Here is a 20,411-nt window from a genome sequence, read left to right on the forward strand (position 1 = left end):
ATTTGCAATTATTTTACCAATGATGTCATAAAATTGTCAAATATATTAACTTGCAATCTGTGAAGTTAATTATATATATTCTTACAATCTATATATGAATATTTGTTGAATTATCACCTCATTCTCTAGAAGCTTCCTATTAATAGGAATAAAATATATAGAGAGAGCAACAATTTGCGAAAAGCAAATATAGTAGAAATGAGAGGTGCTAAATGAGGTATAGGGGCCTTCTGCATAAGACCAAATTTCAAGTACTTGTCGTACTTGTTTTATGTATTCAATTAATAGGGCAGCCACAAATATCGCCGTTATTAAGCGTTAAAAGTGAGGAACTAGAACCAACGATAACCATTACTACACCTGAATCTGGCATTTCTTTAAGTGAAGAAGACATCGTCATATCGGGGACAGCTGAGAACTTTCCTCCAGAAGCCCTTATCAATCTTTATATAGATGAAATGGTAATGGAGACACCTATTCAGGTGATAGACAACATGTGGTCGGTGCAACTCTCCTTAACTAAGGGAAGTCACTCCATCTTAGCTAAAACGGAAATAGCAGGAAATCAAATTAGTTCAGAACCTATTGAATTCACGATTGTTCCGGTCCTGCCAAACATGATCATTACAAAACCAATTAGTGGGGAGTATGTAAATGAAAAAGCCTTAGAGGGAAGCACAAAACCTTCGGCTACAGTAAAAATTTGTATGGATTGTACAAAGGATTCTGATGACGTAATCAGTGGGTCTTGGTCATCCGTTCAGGCTGACAGTACAGGGAAATGGGTATACCAAAATCTAGAGTTAGCTGAAGGTAATCATACTGCCTACGCCCAAGCTATTGATGGAAAGGGTTACACATCGGAGGTAGCTAAGGTAACTTTTATAGTAGACTCTTTACGTCCGAATGTATTGCCAGATGTTTTTCCAAAACAGGATATGACGCAAGTCTCATTAAACCCAGTCATTAAGGTGAAAATCTCTGATGCTAACGCTTTAAATGAAGCAGAAATAAAGAACAGCATCAATGTATCTCAAAATGGTGCGAATGTTAAAGGAGCCACCAGCTTTAATAAAGATACAAAAGAGATTACCTTCACCCCCTTAGAAGCATTGACGCCTAGTAAAAAATACAATGTTTTTATTAGTCCCTTGGGGATAATCGACGCTGCTAAAAATAGTGCTTTTCCGAGGTTTTGGTCATTTACTACGGTCGGTATTAAGTCAGATATACACCAAAATCCACATGGCAGTTATACAAATAATGTAGATACATGTGGAAATTGCCATAGTACGCACAATGCACAGAATGCTAATTTGCTAACCCCAAAGACTGAGTCTGAAACAAACCTGGCCGGGGGAGGTTCTAGCCCCGAGGCTGAAACATACCAGTCCAAGGACTTAGCGGCAGATTCATTCTGTATGGCTTGTCATGACGGTACTGTGGTGGCGCCATTGCCTGAAAATAGCAAAGCCAATCATACCCATGATGCAGCTATAAAAATAGACGGCACACCTAGTGGCAGCTCTTGCGGAAGCTGTCATAATCCGCACTTGGATCGTTCAGAAAATAATCCGAACATGGCACAAGATCATATTACCTATACACATCAGCCATCCAGTCCGGTAGATCCAAATAAGCCAACTGAAGAAATAAGCAGCAAAGAACAACTATGTGAGTCATGTCATGAAAACGACAGTGCAGAGAAAATAGCACATGAAGATGTAGAGTACACTGTTTTCAAATATAGTAAATCTAGTACAGCAACTGGTATATATGAAGATTATGAACTCTGTCTTCGTTGTCATAATGAAGAATTCAAGAGTAAATATAACAAATCTGCGGATATCGCCAGTCATTATAACAATTTAACAGAAGAAATAATGAAGCAATATGAAAAAATGAACGGTCCATCATCCTTCGCTAACCGAGAGATTTCAGCAGCGGAGAAGAATTTTTCAGGACACATCATTAAAGCAATGGATGGCAGTCCTCTTGCAGGCCATTTGCCATGTGCAGAGTGTCACGATACCCATGGATCTAACAATCTAAAGCAACTAAAAAATTCGTTTGGACACGAAAATGCACAGTCTTTTACAGCAGGAGATACAGATAGTAAAAACGTAAAAGTAGTAACAGATAACAACAAGGTAGAAGAGTTTAGTATTTTAACTGACTCAAAGGAAAGAGAATTCTGTATGGCCTGTCACAATGGTACAACAGCTATTTATGGGGTAACAGGAGAAAAATATGATATAGAACGGAGTGAACATAAAGCTTATCCAACTGAATCCTGTTCTTATTGCCATGGAAGAGGAGAGTCAGAGGGTGAAAAAGCTTTAAGTGCAGCACATGCTCCCAAAAAAGGGCTAATACCCAGATAAGAAATAATCACTAAAATCAAGAGGATCTGCACCCTCTTGATTTTTTTATTTTAAGATAATAAAACTTAACAGAACTGTTGAAAAGGTTAGGGAAATATACCTATTTATAGTGATACAATGTTCTCTGGATAAGGAATAAAATGGAAATTTGTAATATTAGGATAGTGTTAATGTTCGTTAAATGCTAGCTAAAATTAAGACCATGCTACATGAGCTCACAACTATCTATCTGGTCTTTTTTTATAATATTGCAAAAAAGGGAGGGGGTTGGAAATTCAATATCATTGTTGGTTTTCTGAAATATAGAAGGAGGCATGAAAAATGTCCGTAAAAATGGGGAGTTATAAGTTAAAAGGCAGGCAAATTATTATTTGGATGTTATTTATTATTACAGCATTTTTACTAGGAAACTTTATCGTTTCTGCAAGTGACACTTATTATTCAAATTACACCCCTGCTAAAAATGCTGCGATTACAGTATCGAACACAAAAATATCAGTTTATATTAAAAGTGTTAATGAATTAAATAGTTCAAGTGCCATGCTGAAGCTAAATGGACAGCAAGTCTCAGCAACATTTACTGCCAAAAGCTACACTGGGGGCAAGGAAGGTACAATTAGCTTTAATGCAGCAAACCTTAAAGACGGTGTGAACACTGTCGAGGTCAGTATGAATGATAAAGCAGATCCATCTATTGTTTATAACGATACCTGGAGCTTTAATGTGGCTGAAGCACCAAAGATTACGAACATGAGTCCAGCTAACAATAGTGAACAAGCCAGTCTAAATAAAGTATCTGCTGTTGTTACTGATAATGGTGCAATCAATTGGGATACTGTTCAGTTGAAAATCAATAATATAGTTAAAACTCCGCTAGAGATAAATAAAGATACAGGAACTGTTTCGTTTGCTAACAACTTTTCAACCGGCAGCTATACTGCTTACCTAGAAGCCACAGATAGTGTCGGAAAAAGGTCTACTAAAACATGGAAATTCATAGTCGACTCTACACCACCGGAAATTAGTAGTTTAAATTACTTTAAGGATGGAATGACACTTACTGATGGTCCGTTAAAGTTGAGTATTGGGTTAAAGGATTTAGTAGATATCAAGGATAATGTATCCCTAAAATTAGATGGGGAACCACTCGCAATTGATTTTAAATATCCAGGCGAAATTGATTATTATGGAGATTATGTAATTACTTCTAGAAAGACTGCTACCTTAACTTATGGAGGAATGGTTCCTAACGGCAGCCATACATTAGAGTTATATACAGAAGATATTTTTGGTAATCAATTAACGCGTACTTGGAATTTTACGGCAGCGGTTAAACCTAAAATTTCAGATGTATCTCCATTAAAACACGGTTTAAGTGATTTAAAACCAACGATTTCAGCAGTGGTAACATCGCCTAATGGTATGATAAATGCTGATTCAATTGTTGTAAAAGTAGATAATGAAGCAGTGGATTTTGATTTTGACCAGAGTAAAGGATTGGTAAGCTATAAACCAACAAAGGACTTGAAAAATGAAAGTTATCACACAGTTACGATAACAGTAGCTGACCAATCAGGGATTTCCTTAGATAGAGAATGGAAGTTTTATTCGAATACCTATAAGGAAATGGATGATTCAAGTGCAGAAGCATGTACATCATGTCATGACGATTCTAGCTTTGAAGGTTCAAATGGGGTGTTGGAAGATGTCCATAAAGAAAAACTAAGCTTTAATGGAACGCATTCCAAAAATCGTTGTGAGAACTGTCATAATTATATTACTGTGGAAGCCGGTTGCAGTCAGTGCCATGATGATCCAGAAGGTGAACAATATGCACATGCTCCACACGGTTCTACGCCAACGATCCATTATCAGGCTAAAAACGTTAATCCTAATTTCCCGGTTCGGGTAGTGGAAAACCGCTCCATGAACGATTGTATTATCTGCCACCAGCCAGGTTCTGGTGTAAAAGGATATCAGGGCTATTTAACCATACCAACAAGAACCTTAAACAACCATGATATTCCTGAACTTCACAAAACGGAGGATACATGTACTCAATGTCATGCAAAATCCTTAACGAGCGAACATGCAAGAGAAGATAGAACAGATAAAAATAATGAAGAAATGTCCTGTAAGACCTGTCATGAAAGTACAGATTCTGTAGTGACAAAAGCAATTAGTGATGGGAATACTTCATGTTCATCTTGTCATAAGCAACTTCATAACGGTGTACACAGTGATTGCAAAAAGTGTCATACGAATAGTTATTAATTTACATTATAAATCTAAGGTGATATCAGGCTCTCCATATTAATGGAGGGTTTTTTATAGTTGTTTTGCAAAGGATTCTAAAAGTACATAATGTGGATAAGTAAGCTTCTACCAAAAATCCGTCTTAAAGATTGTAGATAACTCCTGTGGACTTGTAGATATGTGGATTAATTTTTAGACTTTTTAAAAAATTCTGTTGATAATTCCACTTATCCACACGTATCTTTTGAAAATTTATTAATTAACCTGTTGATAAGCAGAGTTATCCACAACGGGTATGACTAATTGAATTCATTTTTGAAATTTCCTCTTCTTTCAGGCTATAATGATAAAGGAACAAACGAACGCCCATGACATATGCTAGAAATAGACCGTAATTTTTATAGAGGTGAAGGAAATGGAATTAGCAGAAATTCGAAATGAACTTGAAAAAACAGCTAAACGTTTAGCGGACTTTAGGGGGTCTCTTTGACCTTGAAAATAAGGAAGCGCGCATAGCTGAGCTTGATGATCAAATGCTTCACCCTGATTTCTGGAATGACCAGCAGGCTGCCCAAACAGTCATTAGTGAAGCAAATGCCCTTAAGGATCAAGTAAATGAGTTTGGTGACTTATTTGAAACATTTGAGAACCTTGAGGTCAGCTATGAGCTTGTGAAAGAAGAAAGTGATGCAGAACTTCAAGCAGAACTTGAGGATGAGTTAGTCAAATTGACCTCAAGATTAAATGATTTTGAACTTCAGCTGCTTTTGAGCGAAGAATACGATAAACACAATGCGATTTTAGAACTGCACCCAGGTGCTGGCGGAACTGAGTCACAGGACTGGGGCTCGATGCTGCTCCGCATGTACACACGCTGGGCAGAGAAAAAAGGATTTAAGGTAGAAACGCTTGATTACCTTCCTGGTGATGAAGCTGGGATAAAAAGTGTAACCCTGGCAATAAGAGGCCATAACGCTTACGGTTATTTAAAGGCTGAAAAGGGTGTCCATCGTTTAGTGAGGATTTCACCGTTCGATGCCTCTGGCCGTCGCCATACATCCTTTGTATCGTGTGAGGTTATGCCTGAGTTTACTGATGAAATTGAAATCGAAATTCGTACCGAGGATCTAAAAATAGATACGTATCGTGCGAGCGGTGCAGGCGGGCAGCACATCAATACCACTGATTCAGCAGTAAGGATTACCCATATGCCAACAGGAGTTGTTGTCACCTGCCAGAATGAGCGGTCACAAATTAAAAACCGTGAAGCAGCAATGAAAATGCTGAAAGCCAAGCTATATCAACGCGAAATTGAACAGCAGGAGAAAGAATTGCTGGAAATTCGCGGTGAACAAAAAGAAATCGGATGGGGAAGTCAAATCCGTTCATACGTCTTCCATCCATATTCAATGGTTAAGGACCACCGGACAAGTGCAGAGAGCGGAAACGTTCAAGGTGTTATGGATGGTGACTTGGATCAATTTATTGATGCATACCTTCGTTCAAGAATATCTTAATAAAAATAATGCCTTTGCCAACTAGCGGCGAAGGCATTATTTTTTGTGAAAAATAATTATTCCTTCATTAAACGCTTATACTAACAAATACTATTTAAAATTTAACCCTTTAATGCTTTATCTCAATGCCATTTACAGCAAATTATTGCCATGCTATACTCACTTCGGTTGATTTAGAAAAGTTATAGCAAAATGGTAATATAGAGGGGAATCAGGCTATGAATAAGAGAAGAAATAACCAGGCGGCGCCTAAATTTGAAAGTGCCTTAGAATACATAAATGTACTTATTGGATCGGCGATTATCGCGCTGGCTTTTAATGTTTTTCTGCTGCCCAATCAAATTGCATCAGGCGGCGTCAGTGGTATTAGTACGATATTATTAAGCGTGTTTGGGTGGGAGCCGGCTTATGTACAATGGGCTTTTAATATTCCATTGTTTATCGCAGGAGTTGTTTTACTAGGAAAGCAATTTGGGGTAAAAACTCTTATTGGTACATTGTTTCTTCCCTTTGTTGTTTTTTTAACAAAGAATATTGACCCATGGACAAATGATGCCTTACTTGGGGCATTGTTCGGCGGAATAGCAGTCGGGCTTGGACTAGGAATTGTATTTAGAGGAAATGGGTCCACAGGCGGAACGGACTTGGCTGCACAAATTATTACAAAGTATACAGGGCTCACACTTGGAACGAGTGTTGTTCTGATTGACGGACTCATCGTCATTTCAGCTGCTCTTGTATTTGATATTGAACGAGGATTATACGCACTGATTGCCTTGTATGTAACAAGTAAAACGATTGATTTAGTTCAGGTTGGATTTGGCAGGTCGAAAACAGCCATGATTATAACGAATAAGCAAGAAGAAGTACGCGCGGGAATATTGAATAAAATTGATCGAGGTGTCACAAAACTTTCAGCATATGGCGGTTTTACGGATGATGAGCGTCCTGTACTTATGTGTGTGGTCGATCAGCGTGAGTTCACAAAATTGAAACAATTGGTTAAAAGCCTTGACCCGACTGCATTTGTCGTTGTTATGGATGCTTCAGAAGTATTGGGAGAAGGTTTCAAAAGGGCATAACATTGGTATACTATTTTCGTATGGTAATTTTTTCATTAAGGGGGAGATAGTATGAAGAAAAAGCTGCTTAAAATGTTACTGGGAACAGCTCTTGTAATGAGTCTTGCTGCATGCGGCGGAGGAGACGACGAGAGCGGCGACACAGCACAAGCAGGGGATGCTGAGAAAATCTACTCACAAAAGTGTTCAAGCTGTCACGGCGGTGACTTAAAGGGTGGAATGGGACCTGACCTGACTGCAGTGGGTGCAAGTAAATCAAAAGATGAGATTGCAGCTATTATTAAGGATGGTACAGATGGCGGAATGCCAGCAGGTCTTATCGAAGGCGATGACCTAGATAAAGTAGCAGATTGGCTTTCAACTAAAAAATAATCATAGTAACGTTCTGTGAGGTTCACAGAACGTTTTTTATTTTTGTGAATCTATGTTATTTTATTAAGATACTGTTAAATTTTGTCGAAAAATATAGGGTATATATAACAATTTATGTAGGTATTGAAAAGAAACTGTAATAATTTTACCGCTTTTTTTACTTGTATTGAGTGTTATAATGAATTTATGCGAAATCCTGCAGTATTTTGTCTAGGATTTTGTTTTTGTGCAAGAAAATAACAGGTTATTGTCGAATAATATTGTTTCGAAACTAACTTATAAAGGTGATCTAAATGATAGAGATGCAGGATGTTTTTAAAAAATACCCAAATGGGGTTACAGCTATAAATGGGATAGATGTGAGGATTAACCAAGGGGAGTTTGTTTACGTGGTTGGTCCAAGTGGTGCGGGAAAATCTACATTCATTAAAATGATGTATCGTGAGGAAGTACCAACCTCAGGCACCATAACGATGAATGGTGTTAACGTAGCAAAAATAAAAAATAAGAAAGTACCTATTTTCAGGCGGAACCTTGGTGTTGTCTTTCAAGACTTTAAACTATTGCCAATGAAAACCGTTTATGAGAATGTAGCCTTTGCGCTTGAAGTTATTGAAGCTCAACCCAAGTTTATTAAAAAACGCGTGATGGAAGTGCTTGATCTTGTTAACCTTAAGCATAAAGCAAGAATGCTTCCAACAGAGTTATCAGGCGGGGAGCAGCAGCGTGTTTCGATTGCTCGTTCAATTGTTAATTCTCCAAAGGTTGTAATAGCGGATGAGCCTACAGGTAACCTGGATCCAGAGACTTCATGGGAAATCATGAATATCTTTGAAGAGATTAATAACAGAGGTACCACGATTGTTATGGCTACTCATAATAGGGAAATTGTTAACACAATTAAACATCGAGTCATTGCCATTGAGGCAGGTAAAATAGCACGTGATGAACAAAGAGGTGATTACGGTTATGAAAATTAGAACTCTTGGACGTCATGCACGTGAAAGCTTTAAGAGTATTTGGAGAAATGGCTGGATGACGTTTGCCTCCGTAAGTGCGGTGACGGTAACGCTCATTTTAGTCGGCGTCTTTTTCGTTATTATGATGAATCTCAATAAAGTGGCACAAACCATTGAAGAGGACGTGCAAATTCGCGTTCACATCGATGTTGCTGCGAATGACGAGGACCAGCAAAAATTAAAAGCTGAGATTGAAAAGTTACCAGAAGTTCAGAGTGTCAAATTTTCATCCAAGGAACAAGAGCTTGAAGAACTAATTAAAAGCATGGGTGAGGATGGACAAGCATTTAAACTTTTTGAACAAGACAATCCGCTTAACGATGTATTTATCGTAAAAACGAAAAATCCGCAGGATACAATGGAAGCAGCCAAGGATATTGGCAAGCTGGAATATGTCACCAAGGCTGTTTACGGTAAGGGAACAGTTGAAAAATTATTTAACTTTATTAAAGCAAGCCGAAATGTGGGAATTGTATTAATCGCAGGTTTATTTTTCACAGCGATCTTCTTAATTTCAAATACTATTAAAATCACAATTATCGCAAGACGCAGAGAAATTAAGATTATGAGGCTGGTAGGAGCAACGAATAACTTTATTAGATGGCCATTCTTCTTAGAGGGATTATGGCTTGGCATACTGGGCTCCATATTGCCGATTATCTTACTAGCGATTGCTTACTATCACGCTTATGATTATCTAGCACCAAAGTTAATGGGGAACTTCATTCAAATTCTTCCATATAATCCTTTTATGTATCAGGTTTCAGGTATCCTTCTTTTAATGGGAGGTTTAATTGGAGTTTGGGGCAGTGTGATGTCAGTTAGGAAGTTCTTAAAGGTTTAATTTTGTCAGGAAGGGCAGGGTATAATGTCCTTCCTGATTTAAATAGTAGATAAATACCGTTGACGCGTACATAAATATACGTGGGAAGGAGACTAGGACTTGAAAAAATCAATCGTAGCTTTAGCTGTGACAGGTACAGTTGTAGTAGGCAGTATTTTTGGGGGAATTGCGGAAGCTGCTTCTATTTCGAGCCTTAAGGATCAGCAAAATCAAATTAAACAGAAAGAATCAGAATTATCTTCTACTATTAATGATGCCGATCAAAAGATTAATAGTTTAAATGAGCAGCAGACAAACGTAAAAGAAGAATTGACTCGTCTAGATCTTTCAATTGACGATACTCATAATAAAATTAGAGAAAAAAATGCGGAGCTAGAGAAGACAAAGGCAGAGATTACTAGACTCCAAGAAGAAATTAAAGTGACAAAAGAGCGGATTGAAAAACGAAACGAGCTCCTCAGAGATCGTGCAAGAAATTATCAAGAAACCGGCGGAATGGTAAGCTATATTGATGTGTTGATGGGTTCAAAAAACTTTAGTGATTTTATCGATCGTGCCAGCGCCGTTGCTACAATCCTGCAAGCAGACCAGGATATTTTAAAGCAACATGAAGCAGATAAAAAGACTCTAGAGGAAGATCAAGCTCAGTTAGAAGTGGAACTAGCAAATGTTCAAACGATGCTGGCTGACCTGGAAGAAATGAACAAAAAATTGAATGCGCAAAGAGCTGAGAAGGATAAGTTATTAGCTTCCTTAGAAGAACAAGAAGAAGAAATCCATGAGCATAAAATGGAACTTCAGGAAGAGGCGCAAATTCTTGCCTCACAATCAGCAGCTATTCAAAAAGCCATTGCACTTGAACAAGATCGTCAAGCAGCTGCGGCTGCCGCGGCAAAAGCAGCCTCTGAGGCAGCAGCAGCAGCTGCTGCTGCAAACAACAATAACTCTGCGGCTGGCGGAGGCGGCGGAGGTGGAAGTACTCCAACTCCACCACCAAGTGTACCTGTATCAAGTGGTGCCTTTACAATGCCTGCGAATGGAACCTTTACATCAGGCTTTGCACCAAGATGGGGCTCCTTCCACTACGGGATAGATATAGCTAATCGGGCTGCAAATGTTCCGGTTATGGCTGCTGCTGATGGTGTGGTAATTAGATCCTACTATTCTGGCAGTTATGGGAATGTTGTTTTTATCGCTCATTCAGTAAATGGACAAAGTTATACAACCGTTTCTGCTCATATGGAAACACGATTCGTAAGCTCCGGGGCAGTTGTGAAAAAAGGCCAGCAAATTGGAATTATGGGTAATACAGGTGATTCTACTGGCAAACATTTGCACTTTGAGCTTCATAGAGGGCAATGGAACGGAAGTAAGAGTAATGCAATCAATCCAGTTGGTATTGTACCAATGCCATAAGAGGGAACAGGGAGAAGCTAAGCTTCTTCCTTTTTTTATGGAGAAAAAGAGGTCATTATACTTTTCTGGCATAACTCGTCCATGCGTTACATATTAGTTAATTAACGGGCAGGGAAGAGTCTTAAATCGTAGTAATAAATAGGACAGTTAATTGATGCTGCACATGAGGGGGAACAGGATGAAAAATAAATGGATTGCCCTGATGATGGCGGGTTCGCTTCTTACTGGAGCGGGGGGCACATATGTGGGAATGCAATGGTTTGGACAAACAGAGGGGAATTCAGCCCTTGAACAAGCGTTAATGGAAAAGGATATAGTTGTTACAACTCAAAGTGATACAGCACAGCTTGAAAAGGTTAATCAGGCATATGAATTAATCCTGAGCCGGTATGTTGAACAGGTAGATAATGACATGTTAGTAGAGGGAGCTATTCAAGGAATGCTCAGCGCCTTAGATGATCCTTACTCAGTTTATATGAATAAGGAAACTGCGCAACAATTTAGTCAGGCACTAGAATCCTCTTTTGAAGGAATCGGCGCAGAAGTGGGAATGGTGGATGGGAAAATCGTGATCATTTCACCATTTAAAAATTCTCCTGCTGAAAAGGCTGGAATAAAGCCCAATGATGAAATATTAAAAGTAGGTGGACAAAGTGTTGAGGGGCTGGATTTAAATAAAGCAACCTTAAAAATACGTGGTAAAAAAGGTACAAAGGTGAAATTGGAAATCGCAAGAAAAGGACTGAAGGAACCACTCACAATTAGTGTTACGCGAGATGAAATTCCACTTGAGACTATTCACGCTTCAATGAAAAAAATAGATGGAAAAGAAGTAGGGTATATTGAAATTACCTCTTTCTCGCAGGAAACCGCTGCTGATTTTAAAGAAGAGCTAAGAGAGTTAGAGAAGAAAGATATTGAAGGCTTAATTATAGATGTACGTGGTAATCCAGGCGGGCTGCTAGTAAGTGTTGAGGATATTCTGAAGGAGTTTGTAACAAAAGAGAAACCTTTTATTCAAATTGAGAGCAGAAGCGGGGAAAAAGAAAGACACTTTTCTAATCTAGCAGAGAAAAAGGAATACCCGGTTGCTGTGTTAATAAATAAAGGCAGTGCCTCAGCATCAGAAATTCTAGCAGGTGCATTAAAAGAAGCTGCAGGTTATCAGTTGGTTGGGGAGACGACTTTTGGAAAAGGAACGGTACAGCAGGCAGTTCCGATGGGGGATGGCAGTAATATTAAGTTAACATTATTTAAATGGCTGACACCGGATGGAAATTGGATTCACAAAAAAGGGATCAAACCTGATGTAGAGATCAAACAGCCTGCCATTTTTGATACACATCCTCTTCAAGTTGAAGAGCCTCTGAAAGAGGATATGAACAATGAGCAGGTTAAGAATGCACAAGAAATATTGGCCGGATTAGGCTTTGCACCTGGCCGGACAGACGGTTATTTCAGTGCAGAAACAACAACAGCTGTTAAAGCTTTTCAACAGAACAACAAACTGCAGCCAACTGGAAAAATTGATGCAAAAACAGCTGCGAAGCTTGAAGAAGAGGCAGTAAAAGAAATGAAAATAGAGAAAAATGATATCCAGCTTCAAACAGCTTTAAGACTAATTGCAAAGTAAAAGGTAAACAGAGGCAGCTGCCTCTGTTTTTTATGTGCGACAAATCAGGATAAGTAATATTATTCAGAGACAGGATTTCCGCGGAAATAATTGTTGAAGGATAATGAAATATCACGAATTTAGCAGAAGGGTGTATATGAAAACTTGATAATTACATATAAATTCGACATTTTTTTGTTTTTTCAAGAATCTAGTAATAGGTTTTATCCCTCCATTTTGGTAAAATAATCTGTAGAGCTAGAATAGTAGAATTTATGATAGAGGCAGGTGGCAGGAATTGGTGCAATTATGGCTTTTTGAGCTGTTGAAAGGGACAGGGAAACTTTTTCTACATCCGGTTTTTTACTATCTCATTTTCCTTTCGGGAATGCTGGGAGTATCAAGGGTTAAACGTGAACGGAAAAATTTCCATACAAGGACATTTGATGCCTATTTTGAACTACGGCAGTTGTTTCCTATAGGATTACTACTGGGTCTAGTACTTACCTTTGTCACAATCATTGCTGGGTTAACTCTTCCATTTGCAGCCATCCTTCTAATTGCTGTCTTTACACTTTTATGGAGTTTAACAACCAATATTAGGTTTATGTCGCCAGTTTACACGGTAGGGGCAGCTTTTTTCGCGATTACCTTAATAGCTGAGTATGAATGGACCATACCACTTTTTAATGATACGTTTCAGTCTTTAGAAGACAAGGTCTATCCAGCCATGGTCATTCTGTTGGGACTCTTATTAATCTCTGAAGGAATTCTTATTAGTAAAAATGCAATCAAAGGTACCTCTCCAAAGCTGGTAAAAAGTAAGCGAGGACAGCTTGTTGGTGCACATGAGGTAAAAAGATTCTGGATCGTTCCTATATTTTTACTTATTCCTGGTGAGGCTCTGACTCTCCCATTTGAGTGGTGGCCAGTCTTCACCATAGGAGCAGAATCCTATTCACTTATCCTAGTTCCGTTTGCAATTGGATTAAACCAGCAAATTCAAGGAATGCTGCCAAGGCAATCCATCCAGTTACAGGGCCGCCGGGTTACAACACTCGGTGTAATGATATTGATCTTGGCTGTTATTGGATATTGGTTTCCGTTACTGTCTATAGTAGTAGCAGCATTGGCGATAATCGGCCGTGAATTAATCTTCTTAATGCAGCGATTGAAGGATGATAATCTACCGTTTTTTTTCTCGAAGAAAAACAATGGCTTAATGATTATTGGAATTATACCCCAATCACCTGCTGATAAAATGGGACTGCAAGTTGGAGAGTTAATCTCAAAAATCAATGGTGTTACGATAAAGGATGAACAGGTCTTTTATGAAGCACTGCAGAAGAATCGAGCCCATTGTAAGCTTGAGGTTCTGGACATAAATGGCGAGGTTCGATTTGTTCAACGTGCATTGTATGAAGGCGACCATTATGAGCTGGGAATACTTTTCGTACACAATCAGAAAAAATTTATGAATGAATCCGTGGAAGAACAAGTCAAAGGGTAATACTCCTTTGGCTTTTTTGTTTTTAATAAGGCTATGTTAAAACTGAATGTTGTTTCCACTGTGTTTTGAAAAATAAGCGGAGAATTTCCGTTTAACTTGGGAAATACCCATATTTCCTTATATATAGGCGGAGTTTTTCCGCTTATTGTATCCAAACCCTTGGAATTTGTCTTTTTCATAGCAGTTAACCGGAATATCTCCGCTTATAGCTGCTTCATAAGGTTCCTCTATAAACAATAGCCGGAGATTCTCCGCCTAAGAACTCTCACCCTTACACGAAAATCAACAATGAATAATAACAGAGCTTTAATAAAGGAATTTCTCGGTATATTTGGAAGCAGGTGTGCTAAACCTAAAATGGGAATTTTAAAATCAAGAAAGGTGGTTTGGCCATATGCTTAGTTTTTTAGATTTCAACACACCCATGAATATGAGTTTTGAAGGTGTTTCTGCTGTTGTTTTTTATTTTACTATTTATGCTTTGATTGGCTGGCTTTTAGAAAATACCTATAGTTACTTTACAAGACGAAAGTTTTTTAAACCGAATTTTTTTCATGGACCCTTTAAGCCTATGTATGGCTTTGCCCCTGTACTTTTGGTTTATTTAATTGGTCCGGAAACAAATTGGGGAGTAATCTTATTATTATGTTTTTTCATCCCTACCTTTATCGAGTATATAAGCGGTGCATTACTTCAGAAGTTTTTTCAACGTCAATGGTGGGATTACTCTGATATGCCCTTGCAGATACATGGCCATATTTGTCTGCCATTTTCGCTCTGCTGGATCCTCCTTTCATTTGCCTGCTTAAAATGGGTTCATCCTGCCATTGTTTCGGTGTATAGTGCTGCGGAGTTTTTATGGTTATGGATTTGGCCGGCGGTTATCTTATATTTTATTGCGGAGCTTGCCTTATCGATTAGAAGACATTCCTATCAATTGAATGAAGCAAACTCACCAGATCCTATTCAATAACAAAGAAAAACTCCTTCTTAAAAAACTCCTTCTTAAAAAACGAAGGAGTTTTTTGCTATTCGAATAGCTTTTCTTTAAGTGTATCTAGAAATCTTTGCGGTTCATCTGGACTTAAGTGAGCAAATAAGACCTTTTGCTTTAATCCATACAACTTCTTAACTTCCTGAGGTGAATGAAACTGTATTTCAATCGCAGGTTTTTCTTTCACAAAATCAGCAAGGACAGCGTCTAAAAGTTGTTTTGTAATCTCTTTCGATATTTTTTCTGGTCCTTGATAATAGTGTATACTTTTAATTTCCTCAAAAGGAACGGTCAGTCTTTTAAACATTCCAACCTGCAGATATAAATATCGATCGGTAATGATGAAAGGTACTAAACGAATAGCTTGAATCTCTGCTAAAAAGAACAACAGCGAATAACCATTAAGAATTAGTGCAATGATGGCGAGGGCAGGGCTATAGTTGTGCAGTAAAAAGTGAAAACCAACAGATTCCAAAACTAATGCGTGAATCAACATGATATATAAAGCTACTGCACTCGTTTTTTTATGAAAGGTAAAAACCTGTCCATCGATAACTGGTTTTTTCCTCCATGAAAAAAGGCTGTAATAAAACATGGTGATTTCAGAGGAAACAATCTCTATAAAACGATTCTGTTTCACATAATGTGTCAAAGCTTGTTCCATTCGATATGGAAAGGCGGGAATATCACTTTCCTTGGTTTTATAGTACCTGAGAATAGCTGGCAGTTTTGTAACTAATTTAAACACAATATAAAGTTCTAAAAGGAAAAAGGCACCCTCACCAGCAATTAGAATGTATTTAACAAAGGAATAAGAACCAAGATATCCATTAGGTACAATCAGCCAAGCAGCACCATAGCCGGCAAGCCCGACAAGTCCAAGATATTTTAAAGAGCAGCGTTTCCTGATGATGAAGAAGTATGTAAGAAGCGGAATGATAATTATAAAATCAAACAATGTTCCAAGAGCAACTCCATTTGGAAGAGGCTTCATCATCTCCAAGCGATAGAGAAGGACATTTGAACCTATTATTACAGTAAGCAGACTAATAAACCAAATCCTGTTCCTATTTCGTACAAAAGACATCGCGTATTCCTCCTTTATGAAGGGTATATTTCCATGTTTGTTACTGTATCAATCTAGTAATATTGTATCATAAATTACAAATATTTCCCAAACTGAAACCTTCAATATTTATCTTTTTAAAAGGCTGTGTTATAAAACTAAGTTGATTTGTGCGGAAGGCGCGAGACTCCTGCAGGAGGACGGGACAGGGGAGACCCCGCAGGTGCTTTAGCATCGAGGAGGCTTCCCGAACCGCCTGCGGAAAGCGAAGCGCCTGGAGCACAAATCAACAGCCTAATTTAACATAGCCTTTTTAAAAAAAATAAATAAGATTAACATTCAAATTTCCGTTTGAATATCATATAATCAAATAAAGATTTGAATGTATGAGGTGATGGAATGAAGGAACGTGATATTTGCGAAGTTACATGTGTTGACAGTCATACAACCAGCAGGCTTCAGCCACTAGTTGAAAATAGAAATATCTCTGATGTTACAAAGCTATTTAAAGCATTATCAGATGAAACGCGAATGAAAATTGCTTATGCCCTCACACTCGAAGAAGAGCTATGCGTTTGTGATGTAGCAAATATTGTTGGTGCAACAACAGCAACAGCCTCTCATCATTTACGACATTTAAAAAGTCTAGGGCTTGCAAAATATCGTAAGGATGGAAAGCTAGTCTATTATTCTCTCGATGACGATCATGTAAAACAACTCATTCATATCGCCTTTGAGCACCAGGAAGAAGTTGCCGAACGAAAGTAGACGGTTTAAAGTGGTATTGCCAAAAACAGAATAGAAAAAACTAAGAGCCAACTCTTGTTGGGGGAGGAATAGGAATGGGACATCATCATCACCATGGACACTCACATGGTCACTCGCACGGCCATGGACACGGTCATTCACATACTAGTAATAAAAAAGCACTATTGAGCTCTTTTATATTAATTGCCGCTTTTATGGTGGTTGAGGTAATTGGTGGAGTTTTGACAAACAGCTTAGCGCTATTGTCTGATGCAGGACATATGCTTAGTGATGCGGCTGCGCTTGGACTAAGTTACTTCGCAATCAAGCTAGGGGAAAAGCAAGTTTCACAGGAAAAGACGTATGGGTACAAACGGTTTGAAATTATTGCTGCAGCCCTGAATGGGATCACATTAATCCTCATTTCTCTATATATCTTTTATGAAGCGTTTCAGCGTTTCTTCGCACCCCCTGAGGTTCAAAGTACCGGGATGCTAATGATTTCTGTAACTGGTTTAGTGGTTAATATTATCGCAGCATGGATTTTAATGAGTGGCGATAAAGACGATAACCTTAACGTCCGAAGTGCATTTTTACATGTGTTAGGTGATATGCTTGGATCTGTCGGTGCAATCGTAGCAGCACTGTTGATTATGTTCTTCGGCTGGACTATTGCGGATCCAATTGCCAGTGTTATTGTCGCTGTGTTAATTATTATTAGTGGTTATCGAGTCACTAAAGATTCCTTTCATATCCTAATGGAGGGTGCGCCAACGCAAATTGACATCCAGCAAGTTAAAGCAGCACTTAGTAAAATTCCTTTGGTGAAGGAAGTCCATGATTTACACATTTGGACAATTACTTCTGGATATCCTGTTTTGAGCTGTCATATTACGATTTTAGAGGAAGCTGTCCATGATGAGATTCTAGCTCACTCGCAAAAAATTCTACATGATGAATTTCATATTGAACATAGTACGATACAAGTCGAAAAGGCGGAGATTGGCTGTCCCAGTCCGCATGGAACCTGTAACTAACTAAAAAGTAAAGATATTTTTGTTGCAATTTTGTGAATTAATTTCTAATATATAAACAGAAATGAATGAATGAGGTGGACCCATTTTGGAGATGGTTATTAGATATTTGTCTGCGCTTATTTTGCCAGGATTGCTCGTACTGCTATTTACCCGGGTCACATATAATCGTCTAATCGGTCTTGCATTGACCGTAGGACTCATCGCTGCCTCTGCTTTTAAAGGGTATACAAACACTTTACCGCTCATCGTGGTCGATGCTTTTTCGCTCACAGCCGGCTTTTGGCTGGCAGCAAAAATGAAGCAAAGAGTATTCAAAAAAACGTAATCGTCTACCGTATATGAAAGTCTGTCTACTAAATGGCAGGCTTTTTTGCTTTTCACAAGTTGAAATTGGGAGGGCATATTGAAATTCTATAAGAAAAACGAATGTTCGTTCGCATATTAGTGGTTTGTTTTTGAGGAATTGTGTTAGAATGATACTATTAGAAATTCAGGTAACCATTTTCTAGCACCATCCCGGCCACTTGCACGTTTCTTGCTAGAAGGTGACTATATATATATCGGGAGGGAAGTTTGTGAAGGATCAATTTGAATTAGTTTCGAAATATTCACCGCAGGGCGATCAGCCGGAAGCAATCCGACAGTTAGTTCAGGGGATTAATGAGAACAAGCGCTATCAGACGCTGCTAGGTGCTACGGGGACAGGTAAGACATTTACAGTTTCCAATGTAATCAAAGAAGTAAATAAACCAACCCTCGTCATCGCTCACAATAAAACCTTAGCAGGGCAGCTCTACAGTGAGTTTAAGGAGTTTTTTCCAAACAATGCTGTTGAGTATTTTGTTAGTTACTATGATTATTTTCAGCCTGAAGCCTATGTTCCTTCGACAGATACATTTATAGAAAAAGATTCTAGCGTCAACGATGAGATTGATAAGCTCCGCCACTCAGCGACATCGGCATTATTTGAACGCAAAGATGTCATTGTCATTGCCAGTGTTTCGTGTATTTATGGTCTCGGTTCGCCGGAGGAATACCGAAACATGGTGCTTTCCCTTAGAAAAGAGATGGAAATTGAGCGTAATCAGTTGCTGCATCGGTTAGTTGACATTCAATACGAACGAAACGATATTGATTTTAAGCGTGGTACTTTCCGTGTCCGCGGTGATGTTGTTGAGATATTCCCGGTGTCCCGTGATGAACATTGCATCCGGGTGGAGCTTTTTGGTGATGAAATTGACCGAATCCGTGAAGTAGATGCCTTAACGGGTGAAATTCTTGGAGAGCGGGATCATGTTGCCATTTTCCCTGCATCTCACTTTGTTACCGGTGAAGAAAAGCTTAATAAAGCTATCGAAAATATCGAAAAAGAACTTGAAGAACGTCTTGCAGAACTGCGGGAAGATAATAAATTATTAGAAGCACAACGACTTGAGCAGAGAACACGTTATGATCTTGAGATGATGCGGGAGATGGGCTTTTGTTCTGGCATTGAAAACTACTCTAGACACTTAACGCTAAGACCTGCTGGTTCAACACCCTATACGCTGATTGATTACTTTCCAGAAGATTTTTTAATGGTTATCGATGAGTCGCATGTTACCCTGCCGCAGGTACGAGGAATGTTCAATGGTGATCGAGCGCGGAAGCAAGTGCTTGTTGACCACGGTTTCCGTCTGCCGTCAGCGCTTGATAACCGCCCCTTGACATTTGATGAATTTGAAAAGCATATTCACAATGCTGTCTTTGTTTCAGCGACGCCTGGTCCATATGAGTTAGAGCATACGCCAGAAATGGTTCAACAAATTATTCGTCCGACGGGATTACTTGATCCAACGATAGAAGTGCGTCCGATTGAGGGGCAAATTGACGATATTATTGGTGAAATACAGGAGCGGATTAAGAAGAATGAACGGGTGCTTATAACGACATTGACAAAGAAAATGTCTGAGGATTTAACAGACTATCTAAAAGAAATAGGTATTAAAGTCCAATATTTGCATTCAGAAGTGAAGACGCTGGAACGAATTGAAATTATTCGCGAGCTGCGGCTTGGCAAGTATGACGTGCTTGTCGGAATTAACCTACTCAGGGAAGGGCTGGATATTCCAGAGGTTTCACTGATTACGATTCTCGACGCCGATAAAGAAGGCTTCCTTCGTTCCGAACGTTCCTTAATCCAAACCATCGGCCGTGCAGCCCGAAATGCAAATGGCCATGTTATTCTATATGCAGACAAAATAACCAATTCAATGGAAATTGCGATCAATGTAACGAGAGAGCGGCGCAAAGTCCAAGAAGAATATAATAAAAAGCATGGTGTTACACCAATGACGATTCAAAAAGGAATTCGTGAGTCGATTCGTGCCACCCATGCTGCAGAAGAACAAGAAGACTACAAACCATCAGCCTCTTTCGGTAAGATGTCGAAGAAGGAAAGAGATAAGCTGATTGCCACGATGGAAAAAGAAATGAAGGCAGAAGCAAAAGCGCTTAATTTTGAACGTGCTGCTGAGCTTCGTGATTTATTATTAGAGTTAAAAGCGGAAGGATGA

At 38.8% G+C, this 20,411-nt stretch carries 16 protein-coding genes; 15 read left to right on the forward strand and 1 reads right to left on the reverse strand.

What is annotated here, in order from left to right; all coding sequences use genetic code 11:
• Positions 1–212 precede the first annotated feature (212 nt).
• The 11 genes from H0184_RS10800 (at position 213) to H0184_RS10850 (ending at position 14,985) form a co-directional block, all read left to right on the forward strand.
• A complete protein-coding gene (locus H0184_RS10800; RefSeq protein WP_221824300.1) occupies positions 213–2,384 on the forward strand; it encodes an Ig-like domain-containing protein in 2,172 nt (723 codons plus the stop codon).
• A 321-nt stretch (positions 2,385–2,705) separates the two neighbouring features.
• Positions 2,706–4,658, forward strand: coding sequence for a hypothetical protein (locus H0184_RS10805; protein ID WP_221824302.1), 1,953 nt, complete (start codon positions 2,706–2,708; stop codon positions 4,656–4,658).
• Positions 4,659–5,055: 397 nt separating this feature from the next.
• Positions 5,056–6,157, forward strand: a protein-coding gene (gene prfB / locus H0184_RS10810) for a peptide chain release factor 2 (RefSeq protein WP_221824304.1) whose coding sequence is annotated in 2 segments (ribosomal slippage) — positions 5,056–5,127 and positions 5,129–6,157 — 1,101 coding nt in all. Because the reading frame shifts where the segments join, the coding sequence is not laid out codon by codon here.
• A gap of 218 nt (positions 6,158–6,375) precedes the next feature.
• Positions 6,376–7,239 carry a YitT family protein gene (locus H0184_RS10815; protein WP_221824306.1) on the forward strand — a complete coding sequence of 288 codons (864 nt, stop codon included), beginning with the start codon at positions 6,376–6,378 and terminating at the stop codon, positions 7,237–7,239.
• 51 nt (positions 7,240–7,290) lie between these two features.
• On the forward strand, positions 7,291–7,611 hold the full coding sequence (cccB, locus tag H0184_RS10820) for a cytochrome c551 (RefSeq protein ID WP_221824308.1): 321 nt from the start codon (positions 7,291–7,293) through the stop codon (positions 7,609–7,611).
• A gap of 293 nt (positions 7,612–7,904) precedes the next feature.
• Positions 7,905–8,591 carry a cell division ATP-binding protein FtsE gene (ftsE, locus tag H0184_RS10825; protein WP_221824310.1) on the forward strand — a complete coding sequence of 229 codons (687 nt, stop codon included), beginning with the start codon at positions 7,905–7,907 and terminating at the stop codon, positions 8,589–8,591.
• Positions 8,581–9,474 carry a permease-like cell division protein FtsX gene (gene ftsX, locus H0184_RS10830; RefSeq protein WP_221824312.1) on the forward strand — a complete coding sequence of 298 codons (894 nt, stop codon included), beginning with the start codon at positions 8,581–8,583 and terminating at the stop codon, positions 9,472–9,474. Before ftsE ends, ftsX begins: the two co-directional genes overlap by 11 nt.
• A 99-nt stretch (positions 9,475–9,573) precedes the next feature.
• Positions 9,574–10,890, forward strand: coding sequence for a murein hydrolase activator EnvC family protein (locus tag H0184_RS10835; protein WP_221824315.1), 1,317 nt, complete (start codon positions 9,574–9,576; stop codon positions 10,888–10,890).
• A 178-nt stretch (positions 10,891–11,068) separates the two neighbouring features.
• Complete coding sequence (locus tag H0184_RS10840; protein WP_221824316.1) at positions 11,069–12,523, forward strand: S41 family peptidase; 1,455 nt, start codon at positions 11,069–11,071, stop codon at positions 12,521–12,523.
• A gap of 277 nt (positions 12,524–12,800) precedes the next feature.
• Positions 12,801–14,012, forward strand: a complete 1,212-nt coding sequence (locus tag H0184_RS10845; protein WP_221824318.1) for a PDZ domain-containing protein — start codon at positions 12,801–12,803, stop codon at positions 14,010–14,012.
• A gap of 394 nt (positions 14,013–14,406) precedes the next feature.
• Positions 14,407–14,985: a putative ABC transporter permease gene (locus H0184_RS10850; protein WP_221824320.1), complete on the forward strand. Its 579-nt coding sequence runs from the start codon at positions 14,407–14,409 to the stop codon at positions 14,983–14,985.
• Between the two features lie 55 nt (positions 14,986–15,040).
• On the opposite strand, the gene H0184_RS10855 is transcribed toward H0184_RS10850, so the two are convergent.
• Positions 15,041–16,093, reverse strand: a complete 1,053-nt coding sequence (locus tag H0184_RS10855) for a hypothetical protein (RefSeq protein ID WP_221824322.1) — start codon at positions 16,091–16,093, stop codon at positions 15,041–15,043.
• 378 nt (positions 16,094–16,471) lie between these two features.
• Between H0184_RS10855 and H0184_RS10860 the strand changes: the two genes are divergently transcribed.
• From H0184_RS10860 to uvrB, 4 genes are all read left to right on the forward strand, one after another.
• The gene (locus tag H0184_RS10860; protein ID WP_221824324.1) at positions 16,472–16,840 is read left to right on the forward strand and encodes an ArsR/SmtB family transcription factor; all 369 of its coding nucleotides are present in this window, start codon (positions 16,472–16,474) and stop codon (positions 16,838–16,840) included.
• 74 nt (positions 16,841–16,914) lie between these two features.
• The gene (locus tag H0184_RS10865; protein WP_221824326.1) at positions 16,915–17,856 is read left to right on the forward strand and encodes a cation diffusion facilitator family transporter; all 942 of its coding nucleotides are present in this window, start codon (positions 16,915–16,917) and stop codon (positions 17,854–17,856) included.
• A gap of 91 nt (positions 17,857–17,947) precedes the next feature.
• Positions 17,948–18,181 carry a DUF2198 family protein gene (locus H0184_RS10870; RefSeq protein WP_221824439.1) on the forward strand — a complete coding sequence of 78 codons (234 nt, stop codon included), beginning with the start codon at positions 17,948–17,950 and terminating at the stop codon, positions 18,179–18,181.
• Positions 18,182–18,431: 250 nt separating this feature from the next.
• Positions 18,432–20,411 carry an excinuclease ABC subunit UvrB gene (gene uvrB, locus H0184_RS10875; RefSeq protein ID WP_221824329.1) on the forward strand — a complete coding sequence of 660 codons (1,980 nt, stop codon included), beginning with the start codon at positions 18,432–18,434 and terminating at the stop codon, positions 20,409–20,411.

It is taken from the genome of Neobacillus niacini (genome assembly GCF_019749295.1).
Taxonomy (GTDB): domain Bacteria; phylum Bacillota; class Bacilli; order Bacillales; family Cytobacillaceae; genus Neobacillus; species Neobacillus niacini_D.

Bases quoted from the DNA above. Each gene is read 5' to 3' on its own strand.
- H0184_RS10800 (WP_221824300.1), top strand. From the start codon at position 213: ATGAGGTATAGGGGCCTTCTGCATAAGACCAAATTTCAAGTACTTGTC.
- H0184_RS10805 (WP_221824302.1), top strand. From the start codon at position 2,706: ATGTCCGTAAAAATGGGGAGTTATAAGTTAAAAGGCAGGCAAATTATT.
- H0184_RS10815 (WP_221824306.1), top strand. From the start codon at position 6,376: ATGAATAAGAGAAGAAATAACCAGGCGGCGCCTAAATTTGAAAGTGCC.
- cccB (WP_221824308.1), top strand. From the start codon at position 7,291: ATGAAGAAAAAGCTGCTTAAAATGTTACTGGGAACAGCTCTTGTAATG.
- ftsE (WP_221824310.1), top strand. From the start codon at position 7,905: ATGATAGAGATGCAGGATGTTTTTAAAAAATACCCAAATGGGGTTACA.
- ftsX (WP_221824312.1), top strand. From the start codon at position 8,581: ATGAAAATTAGAACTCTTGGACGTCATGCACGTGAAAGCTTTAAGAGT.
- H0184_RS10840 (WP_221824316.1), top strand. From the start codon at position 11,069: ATGAAAAATAAATGGATTGCCCTGATGATGGCGGGTTCGCTTCTTACT.
- H0184_RS10850 (WP_221824320.1), top strand. From the start codon at position 14,407: ATGCTTAGTTTTTTAGATTTCAACACACCCATGAATATGAGTTTTGAA.
- H0184_RS10855 (WP_221824322.1), bottom strand. From the start codon at position 16,093: ATGTCTTTTGTACGAAATAGGAACAGGATTTGGTTTATTAGTCTGCTT.
- H0184_RS10860 (WP_221824324.1), top strand. From the start codon at position 16,472: ATGAAGGAACGTGATATTTGCGAAGTTACATGTGTTGACAGTCATACA.
- H0184_RS10865 (WP_221824326.1), top strand. From the start codon at position 16,915: ATGGGACATCATCATCACCATGGACACTCACATGGTCACTCGCACGGC.
- H0184_RS10870 (WP_221824439.1), top strand. From the start codon at position 17,948: ATGGTTATTAGATATTTGTCTGCGCTTATTTTGCCAGGATTGCTCGTA.